This window comes from Streptomyces sp. NPDC127114, assembly GCF_042677525.1.
GTDB lineage: Bacteria > Actinomycetota > Actinomycetes > Streptomycetales > Streptomycetaceae > Streptomyces.
This window is the reverse complement of record NZ_JBHXTJ010000032.1, coordinates 12966-28954: the sequence shown is the minus strand read 5'-3', so window position 1 is coordinate 28954 and position 15989 is coordinate 12966. Positions and strand designations below refer to the sequence as shown.

General features: G+C 70.6%; 18 protein-coding genes. 11 read left to right on the top strand and 7 right to left on the bottom strand.

Annotation, left to right across the window (positions count from 1 at the left end; genetic code table 11):
- Positions 1-137: 137 nt before the first annotated feature.
- The 3 genes from ACFVGS_RS27180 to ACFVGS_RS27170 all read right to left on the bottom strand — a co-directional run bounded on the left by ACFVGS_RS27180 (position 138) and on the right by ACFVGS_RS27170 (position 1877).
- The gene (locus tag ACFVGS_RS27180) at positions 138-863 is read right to left on the bottom strand and encodes an IclR family transcriptional regulator (RefSeq protein WP_384407619.1); all 726 of its coding nucleotides are present in this window, start codon (positions 861-863) and stop codon (positions 138-140) included.
- 320 nt (positions 864-1183) lie between these two features.
- Positions 1184-1405, bottom strand: a complete 222-nt coding sequence (locus tag ACFVGS_RS27175) for a DUF5326 family protein (RefSeq protein WP_384407621.1) — start codon at positions 1403-1405, stop codon at positions 1184-1186.
- Positions 1406-1559: 154 nt separating this feature from the next.
- Complete coding sequence (locus tag ACFVGS_RS27170) at positions 1560-1877, bottom strand: cupin domain-containing protein (protein WP_384407623.1); 318 nt, start codon at positions 1875-1877, stop codon at positions 1560-1562.
- Positions 1878-1926: 49 nt separating this feature from the next.
- Between ACFVGS_RS27170 and ACFVGS_RS27165 the strand changes: the two genes are divergently transcribed.
- The 5 genes from ACFVGS_RS27165 to ACFVGS_RS27145 all read left to right on the top strand — a co-directional run bounded on the left by ACFVGS_RS27165 (position 1927) and on the right by ACFVGS_RS27145 (position 5736).
- Positions 1927-2304 (top strand): phage holin family protein, encoded by a 378-nt coding sequence (locus tag ACFVGS_RS27165; protein ID WP_384407625.1) that lies wholly within the window; start codon positions 1927-1929, stop codon positions 2302-2304.
- Between the two features lie 9 nt (positions 2305-2313).
- Entirely contained in the window at positions 2314-2829 is a 516-nt protein-coding gene (locus tag ACFVGS_RS27160) for a low molecular weight protein-tyrosine-phosphatase (RefSeq protein WP_385694095.1), read from the top strand.
- Between the two features lie 32 nt (positions 2830-2861).
- Positions 2862-4016, top strand: a complete 1155-nt coding sequence (locus tag ACFVGS_RS27155; RefSeq protein WP_385694148.1) for a cystathionine gamma-lyase — start codon at positions 2862-2864, stop codon at positions 4014-4016.
- Positions 4017-4292: 276 nt separating this feature from the next.
- Complete coding sequence (locus tag ACFVGS_RS27150) at positions 4293-5186, top strand: LysR family transcriptional regulator (protein WP_384407629.1); 894 nt, start codon at positions 4293-4295, stop codon at positions 5184-5186.
- Between the two features lie 70 nt (positions 5187-5256).
- On the top strand, positions 5257-5736 hold the full coding sequence (locus tag ACFVGS_RS27145; RefSeq protein WP_384407631.1) for an NUDIX domain-containing protein: 480 nt from the start codon (positions 5257-5259) through the stop codon (positions 5734-5736).
- Positions 5737-5744: 8 nt separating this feature from the next.
- On the opposite strand, the gene ACFVGS_RS27140 is transcribed toward ACFVGS_RS27145, so the two are convergent.
- Complete coding sequence (locus ACFVGS_RS27140) at positions 5745-6944, bottom strand: globin domain-containing protein (RefSeq protein ID WP_384407634.1); 1200 nt, start codon at positions 6942-6944, stop codon at positions 5745-5747.
- A gap of 103 nt (positions 6945-7047) precedes the next feature.
- Complete coding sequence (locus tag ACFVGS_RS27135; protein ID WP_384407635.1) at positions 7048-7701, bottom strand: HAD family hydrolase; 654 nt, start codon at positions 7699-7701, stop codon at positions 7048-7050.
- A 77-nt stretch (positions 7702-7778) separates the two neighbouring features.
- On the opposite strand from ACFVGS_RS27135, the gene ACFVGS_RS27130 reads away from it, so the two are divergent.
- The 4 genes from ACFVGS_RS27130 (at position 7779) to ACFVGS_RS27115 (ending at position 10302) form a co-directional block, all read left to right on the top strand.
- Positions 7779-8312, top strand: coding sequence for a DUF2269 domain-containing protein (locus tag ACFVGS_RS27130; protein WP_384407637.1), 534 nt, complete (start codon positions 7779-7781; stop codon positions 8310-8312).
- Positions 8313-8354: 42 nt separating this feature from the next.
- On the top strand, positions 8355-9248 hold the full coding sequence (locus ACFVGS_RS27125; protein WP_384407639.1) for a GNAT family N-acetyltransferase: 894 nt from the start codon (positions 8355-8357) through the stop codon (positions 9246-9248).
- A 113-nt stretch (positions 9249-9361) separates the two neighbouring features.
- Positions 9362-9820 carry a MarR family winged helix-turn-helix transcriptional regulator gene (locus ACFVGS_RS27120; protein WP_384407641.1) on the top strand — a complete coding sequence of 153 codons (459 nt, stop codon included), beginning with the start codon at positions 9362-9364 and terminating at the stop codon, positions 9818-9820.
- A 29-nt stretch (positions 9821-9849) separates the two neighbouring features.
- Positions 9850-10302 carry a GNAT family N-acetyltransferase gene (locus ACFVGS_RS27115; protein WP_384407643.1) on the top strand — a complete coding sequence of 151 codons (453 nt, stop codon included), beginning with the start codon at positions 9850-9852 and terminating at the stop codon, positions 10300-10302.
- A 148-nt stretch (positions 10303-10450) separates the two neighbouring features.
- On the opposite strand, the gene ACFVGS_RS27110 is transcribed toward ACFVGS_RS27115, so the two are convergent.
- A complete protein-coding gene (locus ACFVGS_RS27110) occupies positions 10451-11833 on the bottom strand; it encodes a serine hydrolase domain-containing protein (protein WP_385694089.1) in 1383 nt (460 codons plus the stop codon).
- A gap of 179 nt (positions 11834-12012) precedes the next feature.
- Here ACFVGS_RS27110 and ACFVGS_RS27105 point away from each other — a divergent pair, with 179 nt between their 5' ends.
- Positions 12013-12579 carry a dihydrofolate reductase family protein gene (locus tag ACFVGS_RS27105; RefSeq protein WP_384407647.1) on the top strand — a complete coding sequence of 189 codons (567 nt, stop codon included), beginning with the start codon at positions 12013-12015 and terminating at the stop codon, positions 12577-12579.
- 39 nt (positions 12580-12618) lie between these two features.
- Here the strand turns inward: ACFVGS_RS27105 and dnaB are convergent, their stop codons facing one another.
- Entirely contained in the window at positions 12619-14079 is a 1461-nt protein-coding gene (gene dnaB, locus ACFVGS_RS27100) for a replicative DNA helicase (protein ID WP_385694146.1), read from the bottom strand.
- Positions 14080-14523: 444 nt separating this feature from the next.
- On the opposite strand from dnaB, the gene ACFVGS_RS27095 reads away from it, so the two are divergent.
- Entirely contained in the window at positions 14524-15861 is a 1338-nt protein-coding gene (locus tag ACFVGS_RS27095; RefSeq protein ID WP_385694087.1) for an MATE family efflux transporter, read from the top strand.
- Positions 15862-15989 lie beyond the last annotated feature (128 nt).

The window sequence follows — 15989 nt, the reverse complement described above, 5'->3', positions numbered from 1 at the left end:
CATGTACCCCGCAGTAGATGGAGCAGTTGTGTAAACACGCTGCTGAAAGCTGTGGTCGAAACGGCCAGGAATGATCCCCCATGGCCCTCTTGACGCAATCGTGCTGTACGCGCTAGCAGATCACAAGGAGTGATTTTTCAGATACTGATAGAGAACGCGAGCGAACTGAAGAGCCGTCCGATCTCATTCTGTAGCCGACCGATAGCAGGTAGCAATCGTTCTTCCTGGTGAAGAGGGAGGGAAATCGCCATCGCGGCCGCCGTGGACCCCGCGGTGATGGGAATGGCCGCACAGACCGTGCCGAGCGCATATTCCTGACGCTCCACCAGGGGTTCCATTCGCCCCATACCGCCCAAACGGTTCAAAAGGGACCGTCGATTACGCACCGTATACGGCGTGATGGCTTCCACCGGGTGGCGGTCGAGGTGGTCTTGACGAGCCTTCAGATCCAGTTGACTCAGCAGGCACTGCCCGATGGCGTGCGCGTGACCGGTCTCCCGGAAGTCGGCCCACTCCTCGACGGCGGGGGCCGCGGGGGTGTCGGCGACGGCGACGAGCTCGATCTCGCCCTCGCGGTAGATGGCGAAGTAGACGGGGACTCCGATGGAGTCCCGCCAGTGGGCGAGAGAGTCTTCGATCTTGGTGCGACGATTCTGCAGAACTCCGCCGCCGACCAGTCGGCCGGCGGCGTCACCGAAGACGAACACACCCTTCTCGCGGCGCAGATAGCCCTCGTGCGTCAGGGTGCGGAGCAGGTGGTACGCGGTGGGAAGCGGAAGTCCGGCCTCGCGCGCGAGCTGCTTGGCGGGAGCACCGTCCTCGTGGGAGCCCACGGCCTCCAGGAGTCTCAGCGCCCGCTGCACGGAACCGATCAGAGTAGGAGCAGCGGGCTGCGAAGCAGTGGCCAAAGGTCACCCCCAGGCGTGTCGACGAGTGCGTCGCACCCGCCCGCGGGGGCCGCCCCCGCGCGCCCGCCGCGGCCTGGGACCGGCGGGTCCGGTGGCGGACCCGTCCGGGGGCAGACACGATCACGCGTCGTTGCGGAGGTCTACGCCTGTGGTTCCCGGGGCGGCAGAGATTTCCACTCTAATGGCAGGTCCTAGGGCCAACCGGGTTTCGACCTGCGCGTTCCCTCGGCCGGGCTAATCGCCCGAGGGCACCGCATACCGCCGGGTAACTTGTGCTACCAGTCCTCGCGCCGGGAGGCCGACGAGGACGTGAACTTCCTGACGACGTAGATCAGACCGGCCACCAGCGCCACGAACACCAGCAGCTTGAACAGCAGGCCGACCACGAAGGTCAGGACGCTGGTGATCAGACCGCCGAAGACGACCAGAGCGATGACGGGTATGGCGATCCACTTCACCCACCACGGCATCCCCGCGAGAATCTCCTTCACCGCCATTGCGCTTACCTCATCTCCGAACGGTTCGCCGTCGCGCTCTGCGCCGGACACCTTCGATGCTAGGGGCGCAGCCGGGGCACGCGGGGCCCTCCGGGCCCCTGCTCTTCCCTGATCCGACCCCTAAGGGGTCAGGGCTCCGAACCCCTCGCCGGAGTCAGGCCTCCGGCGGCGAGAAGACCACCATGACCCGCAGGTCCTCGGTGATGCGGTGGAACTTGTGCGGGACGCCGGCCGGCACGTACACCACACTGCCCCGCGCCACCTGCGTCGTCTCCGTCCCGACCGTGATGTCGGCCCGGCCGCTCACCACGAAGTACACCTCGTCCTGCCCGTGCGGCTGCTGCGGGTCGAGCTGCCCCGCGTCGAGTGCGTACAGACCCACCGACATGTTGCGCTCGCGCAGGAACTGGAGGTAGGCGCCGTCGTTCGCGGCGCGCTCCGCCTCCAGCTCGTCCAGTCGGAATGCCTTCATCGTTGTACGCCCCTGCCTTGGCCGGATCATGTCTGCCACGATCAGACACATGAAGAATTTCGTCGTCAAGACGCTCGCGAACGCGGGTGCTCTCGCCGTGGCCATCTGGCTGCTGCAGGACATCACGCTGACCGGTGACAGCACTGCCAAGAAGGCCTGGACCCTGATCCTGGTCGCCCTGGTTTTCGGCCTGGTGAACTGGCTGGTGAAGCCGGTCGTCAAGCTCCTCACGTTTCCGCTCTTCATCCTGACCCTCGGTCTGATCACCCTGGTCGTCAACGCGCTCATGCTGCTCCTGACGTCCTGGCTGGCCGACCAGCTCGACCTCAGCTTCCACGTCGAGGGCTTCTGGACCGCCGTGCTCGGCGGCCTGATCATCTCCGTCGTCTCGTGGGCGCTGAACGTCGTCCTGCCCGACAACGACTGAGGACCGGCCATGACCTACCGCGTCTGTTTCGTCTGCACGGGCAACATCTGCCGCTCCCCTATGGCCGAACACGTCTTCCGCGCCCGTGTGACGGAGGCCGGCCTTACGGGCGTGGTGGAGGTGGACAGCGCCGGTACCGGAGGCTGGCACGAGGGGGACGGCGCCGATCCGCGCACGGTCGCCGTCCTCGACGACAACGGCTACGAGTCCGGGCACACCGCCCGGCAGTTCCGCGCCTCCTGGTTCCCCGCGCTCGACCTGGTGATCGCCCTCGACCAGGGCCACGCGCGGGAGCTGCGGCGGCTCGCCCCCACGCCCGAGGACGCCGCCAAGATCCGGCTGCTGCGCTCGTACGACCCCGCGGCGGGCTCCGACCTCGACGTCCCGGACCCCTATTACGGTGGCCGTGACCACTTCGAGGAGTGCCTGGAGATGGTGGAGACGGCGAGCGAGGGCCTGCTCGCGGCGGTACGCGACGCGGTCGCCGTCGCGGTCACGGACCCGGTGGAGGAGCGGACGGCATGAGCGGGACGGACGGCGTGGGCGCGGCGGACGGCATGAGCGGTCGGCCCGGCGCCGGCGCGCTCGGCGAGGGCACGCGGGCGGTAAGGGCCGGGCTGCCCGAGCCCGTGAAGTACGAGCCGACCCTGCCCGGCCCGGTCTTCGCGGCCCACTTCCACCTCCCCGGGGAGCCGACCGGTCCGTACACCTACGGCCGCGACGAGAACCCGACCTGGACCCATCTGGAACGGGCCATCGGCGCGCTGGAGGCACCGGGGGAGAGCGGCGTCGAGACGCTGGTCTTCGCCTCCGGCATGGCCGCCATCTCCGCCGTCCTCCTCTCCCAGCTCAGGTCCGGCGACGCCGTCGTCCTCCCCTCCGACGGCTACCAGGCCCTGCCCCTGCTGCACGAGCAGCTGCGGGCGTACGGGATCGAGGTCCGCACCGCGCCGACCGGCGGCGACGCCCAGCTGTCCGTCCTCGCCGGGGCGAAGCTGCTGTGGCTGGAGACCCCGTCCAACCCCGGGCTCGACGTGTGCGACGTGCGCCGCATGGTGGCCGCGGCCCACGAGGCCGGGGCACTCGTCGCCGTCGACAACACCCTGGCCACTCCGCTCGGCCAGCGGCCGCTGGAGCTGGGCGCCGACTTCTCCGTGGCCAGCGACACCAAGGGCATGACCGGGCACGGCGACATCCTGCTCGGGCATGTCAGCTGCCGCGATCCCGAACGGGCCGCCGAGGTGCGGCGCTGGCGCAAGATCGTCGGCGCCATCCCCGGCCCCATGGAGGCCTGGCTCGCCCATCGGTCCCTGGCCACCCTCCAGTTGCGGCTCGACCGCCAGTGCGCCACCGCGCTCGCCCTCGCCGAGGCGCTCACCGACCGCGGCGACGTGACCGGACTGCGCTACCCGGGCCTTCCCGGCGACCCTTCGCACGAGGTCGCCGCGCGGCAGATGCGGCGCTTCGGCTCCGTGGTCTCCTTCGTGCTGCCGGACCGGGAGCGGGCCGACCGGTTCCTGGACGCGCTGCACCTGGTCGACGACGCGACCAGCTTCGGCGGCGTGCGCTCCACGGCCGAGCGGCGCGGACGCTGGGGCGGGGACGCGGTGCCCGAGGGCTTCGTCCGTTTCTCGGTGGGCGCGGAGGACCCGGAGGATCTGGTCGCGGACGTGCTGCAGGCGCTCGACAAGGCCGCCAAGGACGCCGGCTAGGCCGTTTCCTTCGGATCAGGGCCCGGACAGGCCGCGGCGGCAGGCGCGGTGGCAGGGGCGCTCCGAACCTCCCCCCTCATGGCTCGGAGCGCCCCCGTCCCCCTGCGGTTTTCCTCGGCGGACGACCGCCTGAACAAGGCTAGTTGACTCTGCGTCAGTGTCCAATCACGGTAGCGACAGCGGCCTATCGACTTATTTATAGTTGGACGGTCCTGAGGCGCCGTCCGCGGACTGCCTGAGTCGAACGGCCCGCCCGAGGGGCCGGGAGGGGCGGACATGGATCTGACGCTGCTGCGCACGTTCGTCACGGTGCACCGGGCCGGGTCCTTCACCCGCGCCGCCGCGCTCCTCGGTCTCTCCCAGCCGGCGGTCACCAGCCAGATCCGCACCCTGGAACGCCAACTCGGCCGTCCGCTCTTCCTCAGACAGGCCCGTGGGGTCACTCCCACCACCGTCGGCGACGAGCTCGCCCATCGTGCCGCCCCGCATCTGGACGCCCTCGTCGAGATCGCCGGGACCGGTCCGGACGAGCGGGACGGCCTGCGCACCCTGCACGTCGCGGGGCCGCCCGAGTTCACCTCGGCCCGGCTGCTGCCCGCCCTGACCCCGCTGATCGCCCAGGGCCTCTCCGTCCGCACGTCCCTGCTGGGCAACGCGGAGGAGACCCTGGACGGGCTCGCCGCCGGCCACCACGACCTGGCCGTCGCCACCGCCCGGCCGCGCGGCGGCCTCTTCACCGCCACCCCGCTGTGCGACGAGGAGCACGTCCTCGTCGCGGCCCCGCGCTGGGCCGCCCGGCTCTCGCCGGACGTGCTCCGCGAGTGCGCCGTCGTCCTGGAGCAGCTTCCGGTGGTCGAGGTGCACGAGTCACTGCCCTTCGTCGCCCGCTACTGGGCAGCCGTCTTCGAGTCCAAGCCGGCCGCCACCGCGACCGTGATCGCCCCCGACCTGCGGGCGGTGAAGGAGTCCGCCGCCTCCGGCGCGGGCCTCGCCGTGCTGCCGCGCTACCTGTGCGAGGAGGATCTGGAGCGCGGACGGCTCGTGGCCCTGCTCGATCCTCCGGTGCCGCCGCTGCGCACCTACTTCCTCGTCGTCCGCACGGGCACGCTCGCCCTGCCGCACATCGCACGCGCCCACGAGTGGCTGCTGCGCGCCGCGGGGGACTGGTGAGTCCCCGGGACACCGCGTGCGGGAGGACAGAGAGTGTTTCAGGACAGCGGGGGCGGGCCATTTTCTTCCCATGACCGAACGACCAGTGGTCAAGCGCACCGCACGCGCCATCCTGCTCGACGGGGACGACCTGATCCTCATCAAGCGCACCAAGCCGGGCATGGACCCGTACTGGGTGACTCCGGGCGGCGGTGTCGAGCCCTCCGACTCGACCGTCGTCGAGGCCCTGCACCGGGAGGTCGACGAGGAGCTCGGCGCCAAGATCACCGATGTGGTCCCCTGCTTCGTCGACACCGTCGAGCACATCGTGGACGGCGGCGTCTCCGGGGTGAAGGTCCAGCACTTCTTCGTCTGCCGTCTGGAGTCCATGGACCCCTCGCGGCGGCACGGTCCGGAGGTCGACGAGGGTGTCGGCGAGTACGAGATCGTCCGGGTGCCCTTCAGCCGGGTCGGCATCGCCGCCGTCCATCTCGTCCCGCTGTCGCTGCGCCACTACCTGGACGGCAACATCGAGGGCGTCCGCGCCATGCACGCCCCCGACCTCGGCTAGGACCGGCTCTACGAGGCCTGGGGGACCAGTTCGCCGAGGTAGTCGTGGCGGATCCGGTCGGTGGGGATGCCGGCGCCCTTCAGCGCGTCGACGCCGCTGCGGATCATGCCGAGCGGCCCCGACAGATAGGCGTCGTACTCGGCCCAGGGGCCGTACTGGCGCACGGCGTCCGGCAGCCGCCCCTCCTTCTCGGTGACCGGGCGGACGGCGAGCCACGGGAAGGTCTGCTGGAGCCGCATCATCGTGTCGATGTCGTAGAGGTCATGACCACTGCGGGCGCCGTAGAACACCTCGACCGGCCGCCGGTCCCCGTGCTCGGCGACGTCCTCGACCAGCGCCTTGATCGGCGCGATCCCGGTTCCGCCGCCGAGGCAGAGCAGCCCGTTGTCGGTGGAGTGGTCGACCGTCATCGAACCGGCGGGCGGGCCGAGCCGCAGCACGTCCCCCGGGCGGGCCCGGTGGACCAGCGCGTTGGACACCCAGCCCGCGGGCACCGCCTTGACGTGCAGGGAGAGCAGCCCGTCGGGCCGGGGTGCCGAGGCGAAGGAGTAGTGCCGCCATATCCGCGGCCACCACGGCGTCTCGAGCGTCGTGTACTGCCCGGCGAGGAACGGGTACGGCTGGTCGGGGCGGAGCGTGATCACGGCGACGTCGGGTGTCCGCAGGTCGTGGCTGACGACCTCGGCCTGCCACCAGGCGGGCGCGTGCTGCTCGTTCTCGGCCGCGGCGTCGATCATGATCTGCGAGACCGTCGTGTACGTACGGACCCAGGCCGCCTCCGTGTCCGCGTCCCACACGCTGCTCGCGTACCGCTCCAGGGCACCGATCAGTGCCTCGCCGACGGCCGGGTAGTGCTCGGCCCGGGTGCCGTACTTCCGGTGCCCGCGCCCCAGGTTGCGGAGGTAGTCGGTGAGGACGGGCGTGTTGTCCAGGTGCTCGGCCGCCGTGAGCAGAGCCTTCAGGAGCCGGTCCCGCTGGGTGTCCATGGCGGCGGGGAACATCGCGCGCAGGTCGGGATGGCGCGTGAAGAGCAGGGCGTAGAAGTACGAGGTCACCCGGTCGGCGACGGAGGCGATCTCCACCAGGGTGCGGCGGATCAGGATCGCGTCGGGCGAGGGCGCGTCCGTCGTGGCCGCCGGCTCGGAAGCGGATTCGTCCATCGGTATTCGGGGCGGCGCGTCCGTGGCCGCAGCCGGAGCATCCGTCATGTCGTTGCCTCCCCGCAGTCGGCCTCCGTGTTCGCAGGATGACAGTCCGTGGAGGATCCTGGGCGGAAAGCGGGATTCCCGGTGATTCGCCCCGCCCGGACGGCTAGGCTGCGCTCTTTCGGACCAATGCGTACGCCTCGCGCAGATCGCCGCCCGCGTAGTGGTGCCGGGCGAGGTCGACGAGGTGGTGGTCCGCGTTCACCGCCACGGTCTCGGGGACGATCGCGAAGAGTGCGGCGTCCGACATCGAGTCGCCGTACGCCACGCAGTCGGCTGCCTCGACGCCGAAGCGGGCGCAGAGCTCGCCCGCGATCCGTACCTTCGCCGAGGCGTCGAGGATGTCGGGCCGATGGATCGGCCGGGTGAAGGGGACGGCAGGCCAGCGGGAGCCGTGAGCGGCATCCAGACCCCACTCCATGAGCCGCTCGACGAAGAAGTCGGGCGACAGGGAGATCACCGCGCAGAGGCCGCCTTCGGCGCGGATGTCGGCCCAGACCTCCTGGATCCCCGCCAGCCAGGGCGCTCCCTCGAAGGCCGCGGTCACGTGCTCCGGGGTGAGCTCCGCCCAGAGTGCGTGCGCCCGCACGGCGAACTCGTCCGGTGTGAGCCCCCGGAGCAGGAAGTCCTGCTCCAGCTGCTCGATCTCCTTGCTCAGCCCGAGCTGGCGGGAGATCTCCACAGCGGCCGCCGAACCGCGGATCAGCGTGCCGTCGAGATCGAAGAGATGCAGCCGCCGCCGGCCGAGAAGGGTCGTCATGTACGCCCAGGCTAGTACGCCCGGTTACTCCCCCGGTCAGACGCGGCAGACGACTGCCGTTCGGCACGGTGTTTCACGTGAAACATCTCCAGCGGCCCGTACGGCGGGCCCTCCTCGTCGTCCATGTGGCGGTCTCGGTGGCCTGGCTCGGCCTCAGCGTGGGGCTGCTGGCCCTGGGCCTCACCGCGTACACGACCCAGGACCTGTCCCTCACGCAGGCGGCCTACCGGGCCATGAAGGTGTTCGCCGACTGGCTGCTGGCCCCCGTCGCACTCGTGACCCTGGGCAGCGGCCTCGTGCTCTCCCTGGGGACGCCCTGGGGGCTCGCCCGGCATCGCTGGGTCTGGATCAAGTTCTGGATCACCGTGGCCACCGCCACCGCGACGATCTTCGCTCTCCGTCCGGAGATCTCCCACGCGGCGGCCGCAGGAGTGCCGGACAGCAGCCTCGTCGCGGCCCCGGTGGTCTCCACGACGGCCTATCTCTTCATGACCGCGATATCCGTGCTCAAGCCCTGGGGGCTGACGGCACGAGGCCGCCGCCTGCGCGGACCGGCCACGCGCCGCGCTGCCCGGCCTTCCGGGGCTCGGCGCGAAGGCCAGTTCTCGTAAACCGGTGGACGCACCCTCGGGGCGTCGGACAGCCTGATCGTCATGCCCCTCTCGCACTCTCCGCTCGACCGGACCCCGCTCGACCGGACCCCGCTCGACCAGCTCCCCATCCGACGCCTGACCTCCGACGACCTGCCGGCGTGCGCCGACCTCTCCGAGGACCGCGGATGGGCCCGGGAGGAGCACAAGTGGGGACTGCTCCTCGCGGCCGGTGTCGGGTACGGCATCGACGACCCGGCCGGCAAGGGACTGGCCACGGCCTGCGTGGTCACCTCGTACGGACCCGGCCTCGCCGCGATCGGCATGGTCCTGGTCGCCGAGCGGTACGCCCGCCGAGGCGTCGGACGCCGGCTGATGCGTCACGTCCTCGCGGAGGCCGGCGACACCCCGCTCAGCCTGTACGCCACGGCGAACGGGCAGCCGCTCTACGAGGAGCTGGGCTTCGCCGAGGTCGGCCGCTCGGAGATGCTGAAGGGACGGTTCACCGCGACCGAGCCCGCACCCGAGCGTGCGGTCCGGCCCGCCACCGCCGAGGACCTCCAGCACGTCCTGCGCCTCGACCACGAGATCTTCGGTGCCGACCGCACCCACATGATCACGCGGCTTCCCGCCTTCGCCGACGAGCTCCGGGTGGCGGAGCAGGACGGGAAGATCACCGGCTTCGGCGCGATCTGGCCCAACATGGACACCCATGTGGTCGGCCCGCTGATCGCCCGCGACCTGGCCACGGCACAGGCGCTGGTCACCTCGCTGGCGGCCGCCACCGACCGCCCGCTGCGCACGGACGTCGACGCCGGCCACACCGGCCTCGTGACCTGGCTGAAGGCGAACGGTCTTGAGCGGATCGCCACCACGTCCATCATGATCCGCTCGCTTCCCGACCTGCCGGGCGACGGGAGCCGCCGCTTCGCTCCGCTGACGGTCGCCGCGGGATGAGACCCGGGCTGCCCTCCGCGCATTACTTGCATACGCCGACTTTTGCGCCGCATCCTCTACCCTGGTAGGGAGCCGCTTCGGACCAGGCCAGACCGTGAAAGCGAGGAGAGATCATGACCGCGACGGATCCCGCCCTGACGGCCCTCTCCCAGGGCTGGTGCGCCCTCTCCCTGCTGCACGGCAGGATCGAGTCGCACATCGAGCGGGCCCTGGAGTCCCGGCACGGTCTGAGTGTCCGCGAGTACTCGCTCCTCGACGTCCTCAGCCGCCAGCACGACGGGCCCGGCGGCCATCTCCAGATGAAGCAGGTCGCCGATGCCGTCGTGCTCAGCCAGAGCGCGACCACCCGGCTCGTCACCCGGCTCGAGGACCGCGGGCTGCTCACCCGCTACCTCTGCGCGACCGACCGGCGCGGCATCTACACCGATGTCACCGAGGCCGGCCAGAAGCTCCTCGACGAGGCCCGTCCCACCAACGACGCCGCCCTGCGCGAGGCGCTGGACGAGGCCGCCGCGAACCCGGAGCTGGCCCCGTTCGTGCGCGTCCTCGAAGGGCTCGGCGTTCCGGCCTGAGCCCAGAGGGCGGCGCGTAGCCTGCCTCCATGAGCGATCTTGAGATCCGGCCTGCCCGGCGTGCGGACCTGCCCGCGATCGTCGCGATGCTCGCCGACGACCCGCTGGGCGCCCAGCGGGAGTCCCCCGACGACCTCACTCCCTACGACGCCGCCTTCGACCGGCTCGAAGGCGACCCCCACCAGCACGTGGTCGTCGCCGTGCGCGCGGGCAGGATCGTCGGCACGCTTCAGCTGACGGTCGTTCCCGGGCTCTCCCGCCGGGGAACCACCCGCTCGATCATCGAGGGCGTCCGTATCCACGCGGACGAGCGTGGCAGCGGCCTCGGCAGCCGGCTCATCGAGTGGGCCGTCGAGGAGTCCCGCGAGCAGGGCTGCCGCCTGGTGCAGCTGACGTCCGACGTCACACGCACCGACGCCCACCGGTTCTACGAGCGGCTTGGCTTCGAGGCCTCGCACGTGGGATTCAAGCTGAGCCTGTGAGCGGGTGCGCTTGCTCAACGTGCGCTGCTTCATGGTGCGCTGTTGCAAGGTGCGCTGTTTCACGTGAAACAGCGCACCCGAGAGGCCGCCGGATGCGCGCCGGGTACGCGGTGACCGCGTACCCGGGCAAGCGTGCCGCGGCGGCCGGTCAGAGACCGCGCCAGCCCGCCTCGTCCACACCGCCGGGGACGGCGTCGCCCGGCTCGTACGGCTCGCGGGTGAAGACGAAGGAACCCAGGTCGAGATGGCTCACGGAGCCGTCCGGGCGCCGCACCACCCGCAGGGTCTCGCCCTGGTAGTAGCCGTCGAGTCCGATCCAGCCCCCGTCCGGCAGCGCCCGGAAGCTCGCCCGACGCCCGACACCCTTCAACGGCTCCAGGGTCACGGCGCGCCCGGCACCGACCCGCAGTCCGAAGCCGTACGTGCCCCAGTACCAAGGCCCGGTGAGGGCGAGCAGCTCGTCGTCCACCTCGGCCGCGGGAAGGGGCCGCCAGGGCTCCGGGATGCGCGGCTCGGCCTCCGCCACGATCCGGACGAGATCGGCCGCCACCGCGGCCGCGAGGGGCCCGGAGGTGGCGTTCGCGAGCGCCACCGCGGCCAGGCCCTCGTCCGGATCCACCCACAGGCCGGCGACGAACCCGGGCAGCGAGCCGGTGTGTCCCACGAACGTCCGGTCGCCGCTACGCATCAGCTGGACGCCGAGGCCGTAGCCCCACATGCCGTCACCGGCCGCCGGCGGCACCGCGGGCACCCTCATCTCGGCCACGGACGTCCGGCAGAGCACCCGGTCGTCCCCCTCGGCCAGGAACGCGGCGAACCGGCAGAGGTCCTCGACCGTCGACCAGAGCACCCCGGCCGGCGCCATGATCCCCAGGTCCTCCAGCGGTTCGGGCAGCATCACGTCGGCCCACGGATGCACCGCCCAGCCGCCGGCGTGCGGGGCGACCGGCTGGACCGTCGTACGGCCGAGCCCCAGCGGCTCCAGGATCTCGGTCCGCAGCGCCTCCTCCCAGGACACTCCGCGAAGCGTCTCGACGAGCGAACCGAGCAGCGTGTAACCGGGGTTGGAGTAGTGGAACAGCCGACCGGCCGGGTGCAGCACGGGCTGCTCCCCCAGCACGTCGGCCAGCCCCGGCCTCGTCGACCCGGGCGTCCGCTCCCACCACGGCGACGGCGTCTCGGCGGCGAGACCGGCGCTGTGCGACAGGAGTTGAGCGATCGTCACCTCTCCCACTCCGGTGCCCTGCAGATGCTTCTCCAACGGGTCGTCGAGTCCGATGAGCCCCTCGTCCCGCAGCCGCATCACGAGGACCGCGGTGAAGACCTTGGTGATCGATCCGATGCGGAACTGCGTGTCGGCGTCCGGGGCGTGGCCGTCCACACAACTGCGCGAGCCGGACCAGGCCGTCCGTCCTCCCCGCATCACGCCGGCGACGAACGAGGGCGAGCGCCCCTCGGTCTGTGCGACGGCGATCCGACGCAGCAAGGCGCGCTCGGTACTGGGCAGGAGGTCTTCGAAGGAGGAGGTCATGCGCTCATCCTCGCCGCCCGCGCCGTCGCACGCCTTCCCATTTTGGCGGGGGCTGTGGGGCTCGCCGATCGTGGCATGGCTGTCTCACGTGGCCTGACGGCGGGCCCGGATCGCGCACCGATGTGTTTTCCTCGCCATGCTGGTCCCTGTGCCGGGCACCCACGGACGGAAGGCTGGCCATGCGGAAACTGATCTACGGCATGAACCTGACCCTGGACGGCTACATCGCCGCGGCCGGCGACGACATCAGCTGGGGCGGACCGCCGAGCCAGGAGCTGTTCCAGTGGTGGCTCGACCACGAGCAGGCGAGTGACCTGTCGCTGTACGGGCGCAAGCTGTGGGAGACGATGAGCTCCTACTGGCCGACCGGCGACCAGCAGCCCGACGCCACGCCGGCGGAGATCGCGTTCGCCCGGAACTGGCGGGACACGCCGAAGGTGGTGTTCTCCTCGACGATCGACGAGGTCGACTGGAACACCCGCCTGTTCACCGGCGACGCGATCGCCGAGATCACCCGGCTCAAGACCGAGGACGGCGGCCCGATGAACATCGGCGGCGCGACACTCGCCGGGGCGGCCATGCGCGCCGGACTGATCGACGAGTACGTGATCGCCGCCCATCCGGTCCTGGTGGGCGGCGGGACGCCGTTCTTCACCGCGCTGGACAGCTGGGTGAACCTGAAGCTGGTGGAGACGCGGACGTTTCCCGGCGGCGTGGTCACGACCAGGTACGAGACGAGGCGCTGAGCGGCCTCCCGCAGGGCTGGGAGCCCGCAAGGGCCGCCGTCAGGTCTGCGCCATGTCCACGAAGCGTGAGTAGTGACCCTGGAAGGCCACCGTGATGGTCGCCGTCGGACCGTTACGGTGCTTGCCGACGATGATGTCGGCCTCGCCCGCGCGGGGCGACTCCTTCTCGTAGGCGTCCTCACGGTGGAGCAGGATGACCATGTCCGCGTCCTGCTCGATCGAGCCGGACTCTCGGAGGTCGGAGACCATCGGCTTCTTGTCCGTGCGCTGTTCCGGGCCACGGTTCAGCTGGGAGAGCGCGATGACCGGGAGCTCCAGCTCCTTGGCGAGCAGCTTGAGGTTTCGCGACATGTCGGAGACCTCCTGCTGACGGCTCTCGGCGCGCTTGGAGCCGCCGGACTGCATCAGCTGGAGGTAGTCGATGATGACGAGCTTGAGACCGCTGCGCTGCTTCAGACGGCGGCACTTGGCGCGGATCTCCATCATCGACAGGTTCGGCGAGTCGTCGATGTAGAGCGGGGCCTGCGAGACGTCCGGCATGCGCCGGGCGAGCCGAGTCCAGTCCTCGTCGGTCATGGTGCCGGAGCGCATGTGGTGCAGCGCGACCCGGGCCTCGGCCGAGAGCAGACGCATCGCGATCTCGTTGCGCCCCATCTCGAGGGAGAAGATGACGCTGGGCAGGTTGTGCTTGATGGACGCGGCCCTCGCGAAGTCCAGCGCGAGCGTGGACTTACCCATGGCCGGACGCGCGGCAATGATGATCATCTGACCGGGGTGCAGGCCGTTGGTGAGCGCGTCGAGGTCGGTGAAGCCGGTGGGCACACCGGTCATCTCGCCGCTGCGCGAGCCGATCGCCTCGATCTCGTCGAGCGCGCCTTCCATGATGTCGCCGAGCGGCAGGTAGTCCTCGGTCGTGCGCTGCTCGGTGACCTGGTAGATCTCGGCCTGGGCGCGGTTGACGATCTCGTCGACGTCGCCGTCCGCCGCGTATCCCATCTGTGTGATCTTGGTGCCGGCCTCCACGAGGCGGCGCAGCACGGCCCGTTCGTGGACGATCTCCGCGTAGTACGCGGCGTTGGCGGCGGTCGGCACCGACTGCACGAGGGTGTGCAGATAGGAGGCGCCGCCGACCCGGGTGATCTCGCCGCGCTTGGTGAGCTCGGCACCGACCGTGATGGGGTCGGCGGGCTCGCCCTTCGCGTACAGGTCGAGGATCGCCGCGTAGACCGTCTCGTGGGCCGGCTTGTAGAAGTCGTGGCCCTTGATGATCTCGACGACGTCGGCGATGGCGTCCTTGGAGAGCAGCATGCCGCCGAGGACGGACTGCTCGGCGTCCAGGTCCTGCGGAGGAACCCGCTCGAAGCCGGAGATGCCGCCGTCCCAGCCGCCCTCACTGCCTCGCTCGTGCTGGTCCTCCCGGGGGCGGCCGCGACCCCGGCCGTCCCGGGTACGCGTCGGGAGCCGGTCGCCGGGTCCGCTGTCGGCCCAGGGATCGTCCATGGGCTCGGGCATGCTCACCCAAGCCACCTCCTCCCGTCCGCTCCGCGGACATCGCCGTGCCCCTCTTTTCTTACGCCACGGCTCCGACAAACAAGGGGCTTCGACTCCGCTTCTGGCGCGTCGGGCGCCGGACCACGGTAGGCCCGCGGGCACCGTCAGCCAATCTGGTTATCCACAGGGCCTGTGGGTGAAGGCCCAGATGCTGTGGAGAACTCCCCGGAACCTGTGCACGGACCAGGGGACAGCCATGTGGACAAACTCATAACCGGCTCCGGCAAACCCTTCTGACCTGCTGTTATTCCGTCCACTGGCTGTGGGGGAGAAAAACTTCGCCGCCCGGACCAAGATCAGAACAAACGGCGCACACCCGAAGGGTCCCACGCCGGGAGGGTAAGGGTCATAACACCCTTGCATCTCTTACCTGTGGAAGATTAGATTGGGCTCATGCATCAGGCTCCCGCGATCCCCAAGGCCGTTCGGCGGCAACACGACCGCGAGATCATCTCGCTCGCCGTCCCGGCCTTCGGCGCACTCGTCGCCGAGCCCCTCTTCCTCATGGTCGACAGCGCCATCGTCGGCCACCTCGGCACACCCCAGCTCGCGGGTCTCGCCATCGCCTCCGCCCTGTTGTCCACAGCGGTCAGCGTCTTCGTCTTCCTCGCCTACGCCACCACCGCGGCCGTCGCCCGCCGCGTGGGCGCGGGTGATCTCAAGGCCGCCATCCGCCAGGGCATCGACGGCATCTGGCTCGCCCTGCTGCTCGGCGCCGCCGTGGTCGCCCTCACCCTGCCCGCGGCACCCTGGCTCGTCAGCCTTTTCGGCGCCTCCGACACGGCCGCACCCTACGCCGTCACCTATCTGCGCATCTCCATCCTCGGCATCCCCGCCATGCTCGTCGTCCTGGCCGCCACGGGAGTCCTCCGCGGTCTCCAGGACACCCGCACCCCGCTCTACGTCGCCATCGCCGGGTTCACGGCCAACGGCGCCCTGAACGTGGGCCTGGTCTACGGCGCCGGGCTCGGCATCGCCGGATCCGCCTGGGGCACGGCCATCGCCCAGTTCGGCATGGCCGCCGCCTATCTCGTCGTGGTCGTCCGCGGCGCCCGGCGGCATGGCGCCTCCCTCCGACCCGATGCCGCGGGCATCCGGGCCAGTGCCCAGGCCGGCGCCCCGCTCCTGGTTCGCACGCTCTCGCTGCGGGCCGTCCTGATGATCGCCACCGCCGTGGCCGCCCGCCTCGGGGACGCCGACGTCGCCGCCCACCAGATCATCCTGTCCCTGTGGAGCCTGATGGCCTTCGCTCTCGACGCCATCGCCATCGCCGGCCAGGCCATCATCGGCCGCTACCTCGGGGCAGACGACGCGGACGGCGCCCGCCAGGTCTGCCGCCGCATGGTGCAGTGGGGCGTGGTCTCCGGAGTGGGGCTCGGGGTGCTGCTCGTCCTGACCCGACCTCTGTTCATCCCGCTCTTCACCGGTGATCAGGCGGTGCAGGACGCCCTACTTCCCGCCCTCCTGGTCGTGGCGCTCTCCCAGCCCGTCTCCGGCGTGGTCTTCGTTCTCGACGGTGTCCTGATGGGCGCTGGTGACGGCCCCTATCTCGCCTGGGCCATGCTGCTGACGCTGGCCGTCTTCGCGCCCGTCGCCCTGCTCGTTCCGGTGGCCGGAGGCGGTCTGACCGCGTTGTGGGGGGCGATGACCCTGATGATGACGGTCCGCATGGCGACGCTGTGGTTCCGGGCCCGCTCCGGTCGCTGGATCGTCACCGGCGCCACCCGCTGAATGTTTCACGTGAAACGGCGGAAGGCCGCACCCCGAGGGGTGGCGGCGTGCGTACAGCGGAGCGCCAACAGCCCGGGGGAGCGTTAAGCGGCGACGCCCCCCACACCCAGCATAGCGGCAACCACGGG